This is a genomic window from Brevibacterium antiquum (genome assembly GCF_016107655.1).
In the GTDB taxonomy this organism is placed as follows: Bacteria; Actinomycetota; Actinomycetes; order Actinomycetales; family Brevibacteriaceae; genus Brevibacterium; species Brevibacterium antiquum.
In genome coordinates this window covers 108498-125144 of record NZ_JABASX010000005.1, presented here as the reverse complement: position 1 = coordinate 125144, position 16647 = coordinate 108498, and the positions used below count along the sequence as shown (strand labels likewise).

The 16647-nt window shown below is 63.1% G+C and carries 14 protein-coding genes and 1 other RNA gene; 10 read left to right on the top strand and 5 right to left on the bottom strand.

Annotation, left to right across the window (positions count from 1 at the left end; translation table 11 throughout):
* The first annotated feature begins 10 nt into the window (after positions 1–10).
* Genes JFC13_RS09910 through JFC13_RS09885 form a run of 6 tightly spaced genes read left to right on the top strand, consistent with a single transcriptional unit; the run spans position 11 to position 5302 of the window.
* Complete coding sequence (locus JFC13_RS09910) at positions 11–895, top strand: DUF58 domain-containing protein (protein ID WP_198396924.1); 885 nt, start codon at positions 11–13, stop codon at positions 893–895.
* On the top strand, positions 882–1334 hold the full coding sequence (locus tag JFC13_RS09905; protein ID WP_198396923.1) for a hypothetical protein: 453 nt from the start codon (positions 882–884) through the stop codon (positions 1332–1334). Before JFC13_RS09910 ends, JFC13_RS09905 begins: the two co-directional genes overlap by 14 nt.
* A complete protein-coding gene (locus JFC13_RS09900) occupies positions 1325–2299 on the top strand; it encodes a vWA domain-containing protein (protein WP_198396922.1) in 975 nt (324 codons plus the stop codon). Before JFC13_RS09905 ends, JFC13_RS09900 begins: the two co-directional genes overlap by 10 nt.
* Complete coding sequence (locus tag JFC13_RS09895) at positions 2296–3378, top strand: vWA domain-containing protein (RefSeq protein ID WP_198396921.1); 1083 nt, start codon at positions 2296–2298, stop codon at positions 3376–3378. Before JFC13_RS09900 ends, JFC13_RS09895 begins: the two co-directional genes overlap by 4 nt.
* Entirely contained in the window at positions 3375–4169 is a 795-nt protein-coding gene (locus JFC13_RS09890) for a tetratricopeptide repeat protein (RefSeq protein WP_198396920.1), read from the top strand. The genes JFC13_RS09895 and JFC13_RS09890 overlap by 4 nt, the downstream gene beginning before the upstream one ends.
* Positions 4170–4192: 23 nt before the next feature.
* Positions 4193–5302, top strand: coding sequence for a histidinol-phosphate transaminase (locus JFC13_RS09885; RefSeq protein ID WP_198396919.1), 1110 nt, complete (start codon positions 4193–4195; stop codon positions 5300–5302).
* A gap of 36 nt (positions 5303–5338) precedes the next feature.
* Here JFC13_RS09885 and JFC13_RS09880 read toward each other — a convergent pair whose 3' ends face one another.
* Positions 5339–6802, bottom strand: coding sequence for a PucR family transcriptional regulator (locus tag JFC13_RS09880; protein WP_198396918.1), 1464 nt, complete (start codon positions 6800–6802; stop codon positions 5339–5341).
* A 135-nt stretch (positions 6803–6937) separates the two neighbouring features.
* Here JFC13_RS09880 and speB point away from each other — a divergent pair, with 135 nt between their 5' ends.
* The 4 genes from speB to JFC13_RS09860 all read left to right on the top strand — a co-directional run bounded on the left by speB (position 6938) and on the right by JFC13_RS09860 (position 13181).
* Positions 6938–7948 (top strand): agmatinase, encoded by a 1011-nt coding sequence (gene speB, locus JFC13_RS09875; protein WP_143923452.1) that lies wholly within the window; start codon positions 6938–6940, stop codon positions 7946–7948.
* Between the two features lie 2 nt (positions 7949–7950).
* On the top strand, positions 7951–9636 hold the full coding sequence (locus tag JFC13_RS09870) for a thiamine pyrophosphate-binding protein (RefSeq protein ID WP_198396917.1): 1686 nt from the start codon (positions 7951–7953) through the stop codon (positions 9634–9636).
* A gap of 49 nt (positions 9637–9685) precedes the next feature.
* Positions 9686–11203, top strand: coding sequence for a sodium:solute symporter (locus tag JFC13_RS09865; protein ID WP_198396916.1), 1518 nt, complete (start codon positions 9686–9688; stop codon positions 11201–11203).
* A gap of 325 nt (positions 11204–11528) precedes the next feature.
* On the top strand, positions 11529–13181 hold the full coding sequence (locus tag JFC13_RS09860; RefSeq protein WP_198396915.1) for a thiamine pyrophosphate-binding protein: 1653 nt from the start codon (positions 11529–11531) through the stop codon (positions 13179–13181).
* A 518-nt stretch (positions 13182–13699) separates the two neighbouring features.
* Here the strand turns inward: JFC13_RS09860 and JFC13_RS09855 are convergent.
* The 4 genes from JFC13_RS09855 to JFC13_RS09840 all read right to left on the bottom strand — a co-directional run bounded on the left by JFC13_RS09855 (position 13700) and on the right by JFC13_RS09840 (position 16647).
* Positions 13700–13957 carry a hypothetical protein gene (locus tag JFC13_RS09855; RefSeq protein ID WP_198396914.1) on the bottom strand — a complete coding sequence of 86 codons (258 nt, stop codon included), beginning with the start codon at positions 13955–13957 and terminating at the stop codon, positions 13700–13702.
* A gap of 265 nt (positions 13958–14222) precedes the next feature.
* Positions 14223–14599: a transfer-messenger RNA gene (ssrA, locus tag JFC13_RS09850) on the bottom strand.
* Positions 14600–14753: 154 nt separating this feature from the next.
* Positions 14754–15224, bottom strand: coding sequence for an SsrA-binding protein SmpB (gene smpB / locus JFC13_RS09845; protein WP_198396913.1), 471 nt, complete (start codon positions 15222–15224; stop codon positions 14754–14756).
* Between the two features lie 193 nt (positions 15225–15417).
* On the bottom strand, positions 15418–16647 hold the full coding sequence (locus JFC13_RS09840; protein ID WP_198396912.1) for a M23 family metallopeptidase: 1230 nt from the start codon (positions 16645–16647) through the stop codon (positions 15418–15420).

The following is a 16647-nucleotide window of genomic DNA, read 5'->3' as shown; positions in this document are numbered from 1 at the left end:
GGGTGCATCGATGACTGCTCTGCTCAATCGGATCAAAGCGCGGATGACCATCCACGCGCACCGTCGAACCCGCAGGCTCCTCGACGGGGACTACTCCTCCGTCTTCCACGGGCACAGCCTCGACTTCGACGATCTGCGCGACTACATTCCCGGCGACGAGATCCGCGACATCGACTGGAAGGCCACGGCCCGACACTCGAACCCGCTGGTCAAACGCTATGTCGCCCACCGCAGGCACATTCTCGCGCTGGTCGTCGACTCGTCCCGGAACTTCGACGCCGTGACTTCGGCTGGGGTCGATAAGCGACAGCTCGCGATCCTCATGGCCGGCATGACCGGATACCTCGCCGTACGCCATGGTGATGACGTGATGCTCATCCATGGCAGCGCACAGCGCACCACTGCGTCCCCCCGCAAGGGCAGCGAAGCCCACTTGGAGAACCTCCTGCAGCAGATCCTCGCCGAGGCGGGCACCGATAGAGACGGTTCGATCGATGAACAGCTGCAGTGGATCGCCTCGCACATCAACCACCGGATGCTTGTGGTCGTCATCTCCGACCAGGCTCCGCTCGGCGCGAAGGAGGAAGCCACAATCAAACGGCTGCGTGCCCAGCACGAGATCCTGTGGATTACGATCACCGATGCGGACCTGGCACAGCTGCCGGCCACCTCGGCGCCGTTCGACGTCTCCCGTCCTGATGTCGGCCTGCCCACCTCCGTGATGGCCAACCCGAACGTACGCAATGAATTCCTCGCCGCAGAAGCAAGCCGCAAGCAGCATCGAATCGACCTGCTCTCGAAGCTCGGAATCTCACACACCGAAATCGCCCATCCGGACCAAGCCCTGGGCAACCTCCACACTCTTCTGCTGAGGCACCGCCGTGGGCCCCGCTGAGCTCGTCGGCCCCCTGCAGATCTCGGTCTGGTGGTATGTCGCCGCCGCCGTGATTCTGCTGGCCGCCGTCCTCAACCTGTTCGCTCCGCTGCTGCGCGCGGCGGCGGGATCAGGGATGAAGTCCCGACCGCGGATTCCCATCCCTGTCCGCAGCACCTTCATGTCTCGGATCGCCGCGGTCGAGTCGAAACTGGATGCGGGCGAAGCCGATGTCCGCGATTCGGCTCGGGAACTGGCGAAGATCGTGCGCGAGTTCGCCCATCACGCATGGGGCGTCAAGGCCGAACACCTCACCTACCGAGATGCGGCTGTGGCCGGTCTCGACGACCTTGCGGAGTCCTTGTCCGGCCTCTACGAAGCAGAGTTCGCCGAGGACGATGCCAATGATCTGGGACCCCAGATCGCCGGTGCCAAAAAGCTGGTGACCCGATGGTCCTGATGTTCTGGTGGCTGGCCCTCATCCTCCTCGTGCTTGCCACGGCAGCAGTCTTCTTCTTCCGCAGACCCAAGGCCACCGCGTCGTCACTGGCCGTGGCGCACAGCGGTCGTATGACAAGCCTGCCCAGCTTCCGCAAAGCCATGCGGACCCGTCTGATGACAACCGTCGCCTTCCTCGCCGTCATCGCGCTCACCGGTCTCTCCACCCTTGCAGGGATCTCTCGCCCCGCTTGGGTCGAGACCGTCAATCCGGAGAAGAAGCTGCGAGATGTCATGCTCTGCCTCGACGTGTCCGGTTCGATGCTCGGCTATGACGCCGACCTCCTCGAGGCCTACCAGGAGCTCGTCGACCGATTCGACGGTGAACGCATCGGAATGACCGTGTTCAACTCGACCGCCGTCTCCGCCTTCCCTCTCACCGATGACTACGACATGGTCCAGAACTATCTCGAGGAAGCCGAGGAGGGCTTCCGCACCTGGGGCTCTGAAGGCACCGATTACTCCTGGTCGACCTCGCCTCCCAACATCGGCGGTTCCTCCCTCATCGGAGACGGACTCGTCTCCTGCGTGGACAATTTCGATCGTCAGGACGAAGATCGGTCTCGTTCGATCATCTTCGCCACCGACAACATGCTTGCTGGCGACCCTCTGTTCGACCTCGACGAAGCTACCGACATCGCTGTGGACTCCGAGGTCAGGGTCTACAGCCTCTCTCCCCCGTCGGTGCTCACGAACCCGCAGACCAAGGAACTGAAGTCGGTCTCTGATCGCACCGGCGGCAAACAGTTCGACATGGGTTCGGCATCGACGATCGATCGGATCGTCGCAGAGATCCAGAGTCAGGAGGCCGAGAACACTCCGGGCCGTTCCTACACCGTCGTCCATGACATGCCCGCAGTTCCTCTCGGAATCGCGGTCTTCGGCCTCGCCGGTGTCTTCGTTCTGGCTTGGAGGACGAAATCATGATCTTCGATCCCGTCTTCACCTGGTTCGGATGGGGCTTCCTCGTCCTCGCCCTGCTGACCGTGTGCATCATCCCAGCAGTGCGCGGTGACGGACCTCGCTGGAAATGGTTCGCACGCATGGGCATCGTCGCCGTGCTCGCACTCGCGCTGGCCCGCCCGGGCATTCCCATCAAATCCTCGACCGAGGAATACGAGGCAGCCGCCGACGTCTACTTCCTCGTCGATACGACCACCTCGATGGCCGCCGAGGACTATGACGGTGACACGACCCGCTTGGAAGGGGTGAAGAAGGACATGTTGGAGCTGGCAGAGCAGTTCCCCGGCACCAGGATGAGCATCATCTCCTTCGCCTCGACCGCATCGACGGTCATGCCCCTGACGACCGACCACGCGGCGTTCGCTTCGGCCGTGGACGTCCTCAGTCCGGAGATGTCAGTGAACTCGAACGGATCCTCCATCACCGAGGCGGGTGCTGAGCTGGACAAGCGGATGAAGTCCAATCAGGAGGATCGTCCGGACAACAAGAGCCTCGTCTTCTATTTCGGCGACGGCGAGCAGACCGCCGAGTCCCCCGTCGATTCGTGGTCATCCTTCGCCTCCCGCATCGACAGCGGCGCGGTGTTCGGATACGGAACGTCTCAGGGCGGAAAGATGAAGGAGTCCCGGCCCTTCGGCTACGGTGCGGGTCCAGGCGGGGACCCCGGCCTCGGTGATCCTGGTGACACCGGCGGGACCGGGGATGGTGCCGGGTCCGCCGGAACGGACGACGAGTACATCCTCGACGGACAGGGAAATCCTGGGATCTCAACGATCGACGAGACGAACCTCAGACAGATCGCTGACGACCTCGGTGTGAAGTACCACCACCGTGACGGCGGAGCCTCGATGTCGAGCGTGTACACAGCACCGAAGTACGATCAGACGCTGGTCAAGAAGGATGGGCGGGTCACCGTCGACGAATACTTCTGGGTCCCTCTGCTTCTCGTGTTCGCCTGGATCGCGGTCGAAATGGTCTTCGGGGTCCGCGAGCTGCTGCGGCTGCGCACGATTGCGCCCACACCACGAGGAGGACGGTCATGAACCGGATCACTCGCAGTTGGTCGACGATGCGCAGGCTCTCTCGCGTCAACCTCATCATCGGATCCGTCCTCCTCCTCGTGTTCGGTTATGTGGCTGTGACCCTCTACTTCGGCGCGGCTTCTCAGGTTCGCTATGCGTCGAATGATTTCCCGGGAGCGAAGAATGCCTCGACCGCGTTCCTGACACTCAGCCCGATCCAACGCCATATCGGCTACTACAACCGCGGCACCGCAGAGGCGGCCGTCGGCGATTTCGAACCGGCGCAGGCAGACCTCGAATCCGCCCTTGAGATCACCCCTGTCAGTGACGAATGTGCCGTGAGGATCAACCTGTCCTACGTGTATGAGAAGCTCGCCGACGAGGTCGCGGACCAAGATCCAGGACAGTCGGACGAACTCTACGACCAGTCGCTGCAGACCTTGGAAGATGCTCCGAAGGAATGCCAGCCCAAGAAGAGCGACGAGAAGCAGAAGAGCGACGAGGCGAAGAAGCGCGTCGAGGACAAGAAGGCCGGAGAGAAGTCGAAGCAGGAAGGCACCGAGAGCGACGACTCAGATGGCTCCGAGGGCGAGGATCCGAAGAACGGTGACTCCGGAGATGACTCGAAGAAGAAGGACGAAGGTCAGGACTCCGGCGAAGGCGAGGAGAAATCCGACGGCTCGGAAGGCAAATCCGAAGAGGAGAAGAAGCGCGACAAGCTGAAGGAGCGCGGCGAGGACTCTGAACGTCAGCAGCGCCAGCAGGGCCCCGGCGGAGACGGGGGCCGTTCCGCCCCGGACAAACCGTGGTGAGGCACCTGTGAAATCATGAGTCCATGAACTCTCCGGACACCTCTGCTGGCAGCACTTCGACCCCGCGGCTGCGGGCCTCGCTGACAACATTCCCGCCGTACGTTCCGGGGAAGGCGCCCAAGCGAATCGACGGGCTCGCCTCGTTCAAGCTGTCCTCGAACGAAAACTACCTCGAGCCGCTGCCGGCGGTCACCGACGCCATGGTCGCTCACGCGAAGAACCCGGCTCTGTACCCCGATGACGGAGCACTGGCGCTGCGCACCGAGCTGGCCGAGCGCCTCGGCGTGAGCATCGATGAACTCGTCGTGACCACCGGCGCCAGCGAACTGCTCGTGGCACTGACCCAGATCACTTCGGACGCCACCACGGAAGCGATCTACCCCTGGCCGTCATTCGAAATGTATCCCCAGACGACAGGGCTGGCCGGCTCGAAACGGATCGAGGTGCCGGTGCGCGACGACGGTCGACACGATCTGGACGCCATGGCGGCGGCGATCACCGATCGAACCACTCTCATCATTCTCTGTTCCCCGAACAATCCGACGGGACCAGCACTTCGCGACGATGAGGTCCGCCGGTTCCTCACACAGGTGCCAGACCATGTGCTCATCGCCCTCGACGAGGCCTATTGGGAGTTCGCCACCGCCGAGGGCGTCGTCAATGGCGTCGACCTTGTGGCCGATCATCCCAATGTCGTCCTGGTCAGGACCTTCTCCAAGGCTCATGCCCTGGCAGGCCTGCGAGTCGGATACGCCCTCGCTCGCACCGCCGTGATCCAAGGGCTGCTGAAGGCCGTCATCCCCTTCGGTGTCACCGATATCAGCCAGGCGGCCGCTCTGGAATCACTGCGCCACAGCGATGAAGTCGACGTCCGAGCCAAGGAGATCGCAGCCGTTCGCGACGGCTTCGCCCACGCGCTGCGCGACCAGGGGTGGGACGTACCTGAGGCGCAGGGGAACTTCGTGTGGCTGCCACTTGGCCAGCTGTCGGCAGCCTTTGAAGATGCCTGCGTCGAGCAGGCCGTTGCGGTGCGCAACCTCGGCGACGGGGTGCGTATCAGCATCGGTGAACAAGAAGGTCTCGACCGTGTCCTCGCGGTCGCCGCAGCCTTCTACTCCGAGCACGTCGGCTGAGCACATCGAGCTGGCTGGGCTGGCCCGGGACACCTCTCAGAGTTCTGCAAGCTCAAGGGCCAAGGCTACGGCTTGGACCGATTCGGCCTGGTTCAGGTCGCGGCCCAACAGCGTCTCGATCTTTGCCATCCGTGCACGCACTGTGTGGCGGTGGATGCCGAGTTCAGCAGCGATCGCATCCCGCACTCCTCCTGCTGCGATGAACGATCGCAGCGTCAGCAGCAGGTCCTGTTCGTCGCGTGAGGCCAGGAGTGTGCCCAGTACTCGGTCGACGAATCTCTGCGCCGCTGACTCATCGATCGACGACAGCAGCGCCCGCACATCCGAGGTCGCGCTTTCGTGCTGCGTTCGCCATACGGTCCAGGTGTGGTGGACCTGGGTCAGTGGGATCATCTTCGCAAACAGCCTCTCGAGTCCGGTGACCTCCGCAACCCGATCGACCGTACTGGCATGATCCGCTGCCAGTTCGGCCGCATCGAGGCGGCCCGGGTCCGCACTCTGAGTACCGGGTTCGATGACCCCGAGCATCGAACCGGCGCGGACCAGGAGTGTTCCATCACCCAGATCACCCAGCAGCGTCTCCGGGTCCCCGCCACGCACATTGCCGAAGACCGTGAACTTCACTCGCGAGACCGGAGCCAGGCCGGTCTCACGCACCCACTCGGCCCGAGCCTGTCCTGCCGTCAAGGGAGTCGTGAAGAGCTCTGAATCCGATCGCCGAGGTGGGACCTCTGTGATGCTCAGACTCAGCAGTGCCGCTGCAGTGGACAGCAGCAGGCCACGGGTGCGCGGATTGCCGGTCACCTCGGCGGGGGCGAGGATCCATCCTCGAACCTGCTCGTCTCCGACCGGAACGGCTTCGACGATTCCCAGCTCAGTACGCAGAAGACGTGGGGCCATCGAGGGTTTGAGAGCTTCGGCAATCAGGTCATGACGCACAAGGTTCTCGGCATCGGTGCCGGTCAGTCCCCTGCCTGTGGGTGAGACGAACCGAACGTCCGTGCCCAAAGTGCTGGCCAGATCAGCGACAAGCGCGGCGGGCCCCTGGTGTGCGAGGTCGGTGGCGAACCGCCGCCCCGCACTGCTGGCCCGGGTGAGCTCTCGGTTCGTCTCCTCCTCACGCATTCTCGTGAAGGCATCGACGACTGCGACGAACGGAACAGGTTCGGGGACCCCGAACAGTGGAAGCCCGTGAGCTTCTGCGTGCTCGATCAGTGCCGGTGGAAGCGCCTGCCACGGCAAAGCGGAACCCAGGCCGATGCCGAGTGCAAGGACACCCACACGCTTGAGGCGCCGGACATAGTCACCCACGCCCTCGCCGCCGAGGTCCTGGCCGACGCCGATCGTGAGCAGGACCTCTCCCCCGGCCAACCATTCGTCGACCGCGGGCAGCTCCGAGGAGTGCACGATCGTAACGTCGGCCGATCCGGCGCTCGGCGAATCGACGACGACGTCGAGCGCGAGTTCCTGACGTGCCCAGAGCTGACCCAAGGTGACCATGAGATCCATACTATCCGCAATGGATATCCGTTTTTCCAAATACACCATGATGGATATTCGCGTTGTGTGAGCCACGTCCTAGGCTGATGGCAATCACACACCACCGAGAACACTCACGAATTCAGAGGAGAGCCGATGTCGACTCAGCCCATTGGACCAGCCGATTACAGCCAGACACCACGTTTCGCGGGGCCACCGACCTTCGGCCTGCTCCCGCGCATCGACGAGGTCGAAGCACAGCGACCGGGTGAGAAGATCGACGTCAAGATCCTCGGAGTCCCCTTCGACGCCGGCGTCAGCTACCGTCCGGGAGCACGATTCGGCCCCGCCCACATCCGCCAGTCCTCCAAGCTGCTGCGCCCCTACAACCAGGCAACGAACGTCCACGCGTTCACCTGGCAGCAGGTCGCCGACTGCGGTGACCTGGGCGTCAACCCCTTCGACATCGAAGAGGCCATCACCGAAGTCGAACGGACCGCCGATGAGATGCGCGCCGATGGGGCGAAGCTGCTCACACTCGGCGGCGACCACACACTGGCCCTGCCGAACCTGCGGTCCCTGCACAAGACGCACGGTAAGATCGCGGTCCTGCACTTCGACGCCCACCTCGACACCTGGGACACCTACTTCGGTGCCCCGTACACGCACGGCACCCCGTTCCGCCGTGCCAGCGAAGAAGGCCTGCTCGACCTCGAGTCCTGCATGCATGTCGGCATCCGCGGACCCCTCTACGGCGAAAAGGACCTAGAAGACGATGCTGTGCTCGGATTCCAGATCATCCGCAGCGACGACTACCAGTTCACGTCCGTCCAGGAAGTCGTGGCACGGATGCGCAGACGACTCGGCGATGCACCCGTCTACCTGTCGGTCGACATCGACGTCCTCGACCCTGCTGCCGCCCCTGGCACAGGCACCCCCGAGGCCGGCGGCATGACGAGCCGCGAACTGCTCAACTCGATTCGCGGACTGCAGGGACTCAACGTCGTCGGAGCCGAGATCGTCGAAGTGGCGCCCGCCTATGACCATGCCGAGATCACCGGACTCGCCGCCGCCCACGTCGGCTACGAAATGCTCTCCCTGTGGGCCGCCGAGGCCAATGGTCTCACCGGACCGTCGGGCCCCAGCGGCGAAGCACTCGGAGTCTGACGATGGCAGATGACAAGAACACCACGCCCGGCGAGGAGTTCCGCAACGGCGGCCGGGCCGTCATCGCGACCCTGGCCGCGCACGGCGTCGACACGATCTTCGGAATTCCCGGCACACACAACCTCGAGTTCTACCGACACCTGAGCGAATTCGGCATCCGTGCCATCACACCACGCCACGAGCAGGGTGCCGGCTACGGTGCCGACGGATATTTCCTCGTCTCCGGCAAACCCGGAGTCGTCATCACCACCTCGGGTCCGGGGCTGACGAATGTCATCACGGCCGCGGCGACCGCCTATGCGGAGTCACGCCCGATGCTCATCCTCTCCCCCGGTGTTCCCACCGGGCTCGAGCGCGCCGATGTCGGAATGCTCCATGAGACAAAGGACTCCTCCGGGGCGCTGAACCGCCTGTTGGTCTCCTCTCAGCGCACCCGCACGGCCGAGGGTGCTGCGCAGGCCGTCGCCGAAGCGTTCGCCATGTTCTCCTCCTCACGTCCCGGTCCCGTGCACATCGAGGTTCCCCTCGACGTGCTCGAAGGCGTCTGGAACGGCAGTGTGCCGACGCAGATCCCGGGCCGCCGTCCGGGCCTGGATCCACGAGTAGTCTCCCGTGCCGCCGAGGCGGTGGGCAGTGCAAGTCGTCCGCTCATCATCGCCGGTGGCGGGGCCCGCAAGGCGAGCGCCGAGGTCAGGGCATTCGCGGAGGAACTCGAGGCCCCTGTGGCCACAACCGCCAATGGCAAGGGCATCATCTCCGAGGACCACCCGCTGTCCTTGGGCTCCAACGTTCGCTTCCCCAGCGTTCAAGCCGAGTCCGCGTCAGCCGATGTGCTCATCGTCCTCGGCTCCGAACTCGCCGACTCCGACCTCTGGGGCGGACTCATCGGCGCCCAGACATCGGCTGGCATCCGCGACGAGGCCTCCACTCAGGTCGTCATCCGCTGCGATATCGACCCCGATCAGCTGGGCAAGAACCTCGGCGGGGACATCCTCGCCTGCGCCGATGCAGGGGAATTCCTCACCGCACTGATGACCGAGCTGGACGAGAACGCGCCCACGACCACCTCGGCGAGAGAAGTCACCTCCACCGGAAGCGGAGCCGAACGCGTTCAGGAGATCCGAGCCTCCTGGGGTTCGGACTTCGACTTCGAGTCCATCGGCGCTCGTGTCACTCGCCTCGTCGAACAGGGCGCGGGACCGTCCGTGGTCATCGCCGGGGACTCGTCCCAGGTCACGTACGACGGATCGGTGCACGCGCTCACGGCCAGCACACCCGACCAGCTGCTCTACATGCCCGGTTTTGCGACCTTGGGCTATGGAATTCCTGCGGCCATCGGGGCAAAGCTGGCCGACAGTGCGCGTCCGGTTGCCTGCATCCTCGGAGACGGAGCTGCCATGTTCTCCATCCAGGAGCTGATGACGGCGGGCGAACTGGGGTTGGGGATTCCCTTCGTCATCGTCGACAACGGCGGATACGCCGAAATCGAAGCTCAGATGGTCGACCGGACGATCGAGCCGTTCGCAGTCAGACTCGCCCGTCCCGACTTCGCGGCCCTGGGCCAGTCCATGGGCGGGGCCGGAGTCACGATTGCTGAGTCCGACATCGACGAGCTGCTCCCGACCGCCGTCGCCGAGGCGCTCGATCGGACCATTCCCACCACCATTCACATCACCGTCGGGTGCTGAGGCACCCACTTAGCCGATTGCCCGCGCAATCAATCATGAAAGGGTCGACGTGGACTCTCTAGTCGTCATCATCTATCTCGCCGCAATGGTGGGATTCGGAATCTGGGGCCGGTACAAGGCGAAGAATCAGGACGATTTCCTGGTCGCAGGCCGCCGCCTGGGCGGGTGGCTGTACACGGGCACGATGTCCGCCGTCGTTCTCGGCGGGGCCTCGACGATCGGCGGCGTCGGCCTCGGCTACACCTCGGGGCTGTCGGGGATGTGGCTCGTCTTCAGCATCGGCCTGGGCATCATCGCGCTCTCGCTGTTCTTCGCTCCGAGGATCCAGAAGCTGGAGATCTACACGGTCTCGCAGATGCTGGAGCTGCGGTACGGAAAAGGCTCCCGCCTGGTCTCGGGCGCGATCATGACCGCCTACGGGCTGATGATCTCGACGACGTCGACGGTCGCCTATGCGACGATCTTCCACGCGCTCTTCGACATCAATAAGTTCTGGTCGGTGCTCATCGGCGGCGGAATCGTCATCCTCTATTCGATGCTCGGCGGAATGTGGTCGATCACGCTGACCGACTTCGTGCAGTTCTTCATCCAGACCATCGGCATCTTCCTCATCATGCTGCCGATCGTGCTGAACAAGTCCGGTGGCATCACCGAACTGTTCGCCTCGATGCCTGCCGAGCAGACCAGTCCGGTCGGCATCGGCTGGCAGGCGATACTGGGCTACATCCTCATCTACACACTGGGACTGCTCATCGGCCAGGACATCTGGCAGCGAGTGTTCACCGCGCGCAGCCCGGGCGTGGCCAGGTGGGGTGGGCTCTCCGCAGGCATCTACTGCCTGCTCTACGCTGTGGCCGGTGCGCTCATCGGCATGGCCGCCACGAAGATCGTTCCCGGCATCGAAGTCCAAGACGATGTGTTCGTCGCCGTCGTCGACGCTGCGATGTCGCCGCTGCTGGGCGGACTCGTCCTCGCCGCGGCACTGGCAGCCATGATGTCAACGGCGTCGGGCTCGCTCATGGCGGCTGCGACGGTGTGCCGTCAGGACATCGTCGAACCCCTGCTTGCTCGCAAGGACATCGTTCCGGTGACTGCCGAATCGGCCGGTGACGCCGATTCGGTGCACGGCGACGATTCTCCTCTCAGCTCCGGCGGGGCGAGGAAGTCGACGCTGGTGAAGTCCCTGGTCCGCGAGACCGGAGACGAGATCCGTGATTCTCGCATCTACCTCATCGGACTCGGCGTCGTCACCCTCATCCTTGCGATGATCATGCCCAGTGTCGTCGAGGCACTGACGGTCGCCTACAACCTGCTGGTAGCGGGACTGTTCATCCCGATCCTCGGTGGGCTGATCTTCAAACGCGGCAACATCATCGGCGTCATGGCGGGCATGATCCTGGGTTCACTCACCACGATCGTCATCATGATCACCATGGGAATCTACTCGAACGAGGCCATCTACCTGGGTCTCATCGCCTCACTGCTCGGCTACGTCATCGGCTCCCTGGCATCGAAGCCGACACCACCGGAGGTCATGGCCGCATGGAAGGAACGCCTGAACCGGTAGCAGGCACCCAGCCACCAGCAACCCCACAGCTGGCTGCGCTGCGGAGCTGCCATCGAGAAACGCACGCTGCGTCGAATCTCTCATGCGCGCGTGCGTTTTTCGACGTTCGGCCCGTTTCTCGGTGCAGCAGGTCCATGTGGACCAGCAGAACTTTGCCGACCGGCCTGCCGTGATCTATATTCGAATGGTCAGGCCGGTGCCAACGTCGAATCCGGTTGCTGCCGAACAGCCGGCGCTCGAAAAAGGAGCGCGAAGCCGCGGAAATCGCGTGTGAGACACATATGGATCGTTCTCTTCCATATCTCTCATCCGCGAAAGGCCCCTGATGGCTCACACTTCGGCACACGTCGCCCACACTCTGGCCCACCACATCGATGAAGTCTTCGGACTCATGGGCAACGGCAACGCCTACTTCCTCGATGCTCTGCTGACCTCCACCTCGGCGACCTACACTGCCGTTCGACACGAAGCCGGCGCCGTCGTCGCCGCCGATGCGCACTTCCGCACCTCCGGTAGAATCGCTGCGGCCACCACCACCTACGGCGCCGGGTTCACGAACACCCTCACTGCGCTGGCCGAGGCTGCGCAGGCCAATGTTCCCCTCGTCCTTGTCGTCGGTGACGAACCCACGTCCGGGCCGCGTCCCTGGGACGTCGACCAGATCGCTATGGCCTCGGCGGTGGGTGTGCGCACCTATACCGTCGGACGCGTCGATGCGGCGGCCGCGACAGTCACCGCAATCGAGCACGCGCTGACGTACCGAGTGCCCGTCGTCCTCGCGATCCCCTACGATGTCGCAACCCTCGACATCGGGGAGGTTCCCTCGGTTCCAGGACCCGGACGACCCACTCCCCTGGCACCCTCGTCCGAGTTCTCACAGACCTCGCTCGATCGTCTGACGGCTGCCCTCGCCGAGGCGGAACGACCGATCCTGCTGGCCGGCCGAGGAGCGTGGTTGGCCGGTGCAGAGGCCGAGCTCGGCGCCCTGGCAGAAGCCACAGGGGCGTTGACTACGACGACCGCTCTTGGCCGCAATGTCTTCCCAGACGCCGACCATGACCTCGGCGTGGCCGGAGGGTTCGGTGCCCCTGAGGCCATGGAGCGAATCCGTGAGGCTGACCTCGCCGTCGTCTTCGGGGCTTCGCTCAACCAGTTCACGATGCGCTTCGGCGAGCTGTTCCACCCATCGACTGCGGTCTGGCAGATCGACACCGATGATCGGGCCACGAATGCCCGGGTCGGGGGTTTCATCCGCGGCGATGTGAAGCTTGCTGCGGGCGAGCTGGTCACACGACTGGAGGCCTCGGGTGCGGTAGCGAGCGGGTGGCGCGAGACCGTGGATACGGCTGCCGACCGGGCCTACGAAATGGGTACGGAATTCGCCGAGGATGGTCGCCTGGATCCACGTGCTGCGGCGGCACGCCTCGGTGAGCTGATGCCCGAGGACCGAGTCGTCGTCTCCGACGGCGGTCACTTCATCGCGTGGGCGAACATGTTCTGGGAGCCCAGCGCACCCGATCGTCTGGCGATGGTCGGCACTGCGTTCCAGTCGATCGGTCTCGGCTGGCACAGCGTTGCAGGTGCGGCACGCGCCAATCAGGATTCGACGATCGTTCTCACCACCGGCGACGGGGGCGGCGCCATGGCCCTGTCAGACCTCGACACCGCAATCCGTTCAGCCGGAGGCCGCGGCATGGCCGTCGTGTTCAATGATGCCGCCTATGGTGCCGAGGTGAATCTGTACGGACTCAAGGGATTGAATAAGGCACCGATGCTCATCGATGAGATCGACTTCGCGGCGCTGGGCAGTGCGGCAGGAGGGCACGGTGTTGCCGTCCATTCGCTGGCCGACCTCGAGGTGGTCAACGAGTGGAAGGCGACACCGGTCGCCGAACGGAAGTTCCTGGTCCTCGATCTGCGGATCTCGGGCGCGGTCATTGCGCCGTATCAGGAGGAAGTTATTCGCGTGAACTCGTAGGCTCGCCGTCAGCAATGGAAGTCGCGCAGCTCTCCTAAGATGGACTACTCACGGACATCTCACGGAAGATCGAACATTCATGACTGCTGGTTTGGGGCACTTCCTTTCAGCCTTGATGACCGCAAAAGACACAGCGCTGGCGATGCAGGCAGCAGTCGAACACGTCAGTGCCGCACTGCAGTGTGACATTTCTTGGACCGGACTGATTGCAAACGATGATCTGCTCCACATGGGTGCGCACCATGGTGTGAGAACACCCGAGATGTCTGTCACGTGGCGTCTGGCCGTGGGCGACGGGATCGGCGGACGCGCTGCCTCGGCGGTGAGGTGGCGAACTATCATGCACGAAGCATGCGAGCGGACACGGGAGAGTTACCGGAGATGACACGCGAGAATCTGAGCGCAAGTTGATGAACGCAAACAGCCCCGGCCATTCAGGCTCAGGGGCTGTTTGCTTCGACTTCCAACAAAAGGAGGATACGCGCCGAGGCTCGATCGAAGCCTGGTGCCTCACAATGTCATTCGACGATGAAGTTGCTCAGGCCAGCCATCCTTAGGATGAACGGTGCGATCGACATCAGAACCAGAACCGATGAGATCACCCAGAGCCACACCATCTTTGCCTTATGCGAGCGGACGCTCGTGCCCAAAGCAAACAAGGGGCTAAGCAAGGGCAGACCGTAGAAGATCGGGGTCAACACAAATGCGAGTGCGAGGAAGCCGATGAACTTCCATTCCGTCTTTGAGAGGAATCGCTCACGCTGGACGGTCGCCATATCTTGCACCTGCATCCGTTTGGTCCTGACTGAGTTGATGACTGATTCAATCTTAGCCGCCGACCTGCCAGGATTTGGCTGCCCCTGACTTGGACGTGCGGTATCGATGACGCACGAGCCAACCTTGGAACAGCGCGCCCTGGACGCGGCTCGGGCGGCGTCCCGCTGAAATGAAGTGTGGGCAAGATTTGGGCAGCGGCAGATTCCGGACACAAGAAAAGCCCCGCTCGCCCAGTGAATCACTGGGCCAGCGGGGCTTGACTATCTGTGGAGATGGCGGGAATCGAACCCGCGTCCGTCGGCAGATTGTCAGGACTTCTCCGGGCGCAGTTCGTGAAGTAGTTTCTTAGGTTCTGGCCCTCACACGAACATGTGGACCAACGAACGGAGTTGAGTAAAAGTCCCTCAGATACCCTCAACGAATATCTGAAGCAGTGGCTCCCTAAGCGACGCCAGGACCTAGAGTGGAAGCAACTCTAGACTGACGGATTCGCAGCTCGGCCTAATCAGGCAGCGAGGGCGAAATCGGTGCGGTTATTAGACTTAGCACCTATTGTTTTGCAGAGGACATTAACGAGATGACTCTACATTCTCGGCCCGCTTCTCCCGTCGCAGTGTCCGACGTCGAAACCGATCATCCCCATATTCTGTTACCAAATCTGCCCAGCGCATCCACCTGCACAAACAGGCTCATGCGCCGACCAGAATAACCAGCATACTCCCACAACACCACACGACCCAATTGCATTCCCGCGGACGGGAAATCAGTCAGATCGTTGGTGTCAGCGGAGCAGATTCAGAGGAACTGCTTGGACTTGATCGCCCGCTCTGCCTCGCGCTTGTCCTGCGCCTCACGCAGGGCCTGACGCTTGTCCCATTCACGCTTGCCCTTGGCCAACGCGATCTCGACCTTGACGCGCGATCCGTCGAAGTACAGCTCCAGCGGAATGAGGGTGCGCCCCGACTCCTTGACCTTCTGCGACAGCCGGAGAATCTCCTCGCGGTGCAGCAGCAGTTTCCGGCGTCGGCGAGCAGTGTGGTTCGTCCATGTCCCCTGTGCGTATTCGGGAATGTAGACACCCTCAAGCCACGCTTCATTCTGGAAGATCAGCGCGAACCCGTCGGTCAGCGACGCCCTGCCCTCTCGCAGTGACTTCACTTCGGTTCCGCTCAGCACGAGACCGGCCTCCCACGTATCTTCGATGAGATAGTCGTGGCGCGCCTTGCGGTTCCTCGCAATGACTTTCTTGCCAGTTTCCTTCGGCATGTCCGGCCTCCTTCCTGTGTCTCGGTTCACCGTGCCCGGCCACGATTATCAGCCCCATCGGACTGCTCAATCGCGTAGACACGCAGACCAACTACTCTAGCTCAATGGTATCGCGTACGAAAGGCCACGCTGACGGCCACCCAGGGGCCGCCTCGGCGAGGTCAGCGCCCAACGGACCGGATGCTGAACACACTCAGGAGATGTAGGGCATCGGATCGACGTATCCGCCGTTCTTCATGACCTCGAAGTGCAGGTGGCAGCCGGTGGATGCGCCGGTCGTCCCCGAATCCGAGATGACCTGGCCCTTCTTCACCTTCTGCCCATCGTGGACCTTGAGGTCCGTGTTGTGGTTGTACGTCGAGGCGATGGAGTCGCCCTTGATCTTTCCGTGGGAGATCACGACACGGTTGCCGTAGCCGCCTGTCCATCCCGAGGTTACGACGATGCCGTCGCCGGCAGCCCTGATCGGGGTGCCGCAGGGGACGCCGAAGTCGGTGCCCGAGTGCAGCTTCTTGGCCCCGGTGATCGGGTGGATCCGATAGCCGAAGGGCGAGGTGATGGGATAGCCCTTGGCCGGATTGGCCAGCTCGCCGTCTCCATAGACGAACTTGCCCTTCTTCTCCTGCTCCTTCTCCCACTCGCGAACCTTCTTCGCCAGCCGGTCCTGCTCGTCCTGTTCCTTCTTCAGCTGCTCCTCGGTCGTGGCTTTGTTATCAGAGATCGTCTTCTCCGCATCGTCCTTCGCGGAGATGATGTCGGCCAGGCTGTCGGACTTCTTCTTCGCATCGATCTGTGCGGCCTCTTTGGCCAGCACCGCCTCGGCGGCTTCGTCCTTCAGGTCCGAGATCTCATCGGTGACACCCGAGAGGCGCTCTTCGTTGTTCTTGTTGACCGCTCGCTGCTCGGAGAGGTTGTCGATCGTGCGCTGCTGTGACCGGACGGCGGAGTCCACGCGCCCGATTCCACCGTCGGCGCTTGTCCCCTCGGCCATCTGCAGCAGCATCGCCAGGTCAGAGGTGATGCCCGAATTCTGGTACGCCTGACGCCCGATGCGCGCGGCCGAGGTCTTGTGTTTGTCGATCTCCTCCGCGCCATCCTTGATCGAGGTCTTGAGATCCGACTGTGCATTCTCCGCCGAGGTGAGCCGAGCGGCCATGGCGTCATCCTTCTCGATGGCCTCACTCAGAGCATCGTCGGCCTTCTTCGACGCGGCCTCAGCGTCGGGCAGCTTCTCTTCCGCCGCGTCGCGTTCGGCGATGACTCGGGCCAGGTCCTCGTCGAGGCCCTCGAACTCCTGCTGGAGTTCTTTGACCCGGTCATCGACCTTGCTCTTGTCATCGCGGGGATTGGCCCCCGCCGAGGTGACGGGCAAGACGACGGCCAGCACTGCCGCTGTGAGAACCAAACCGAGCCTGCGCTTCAT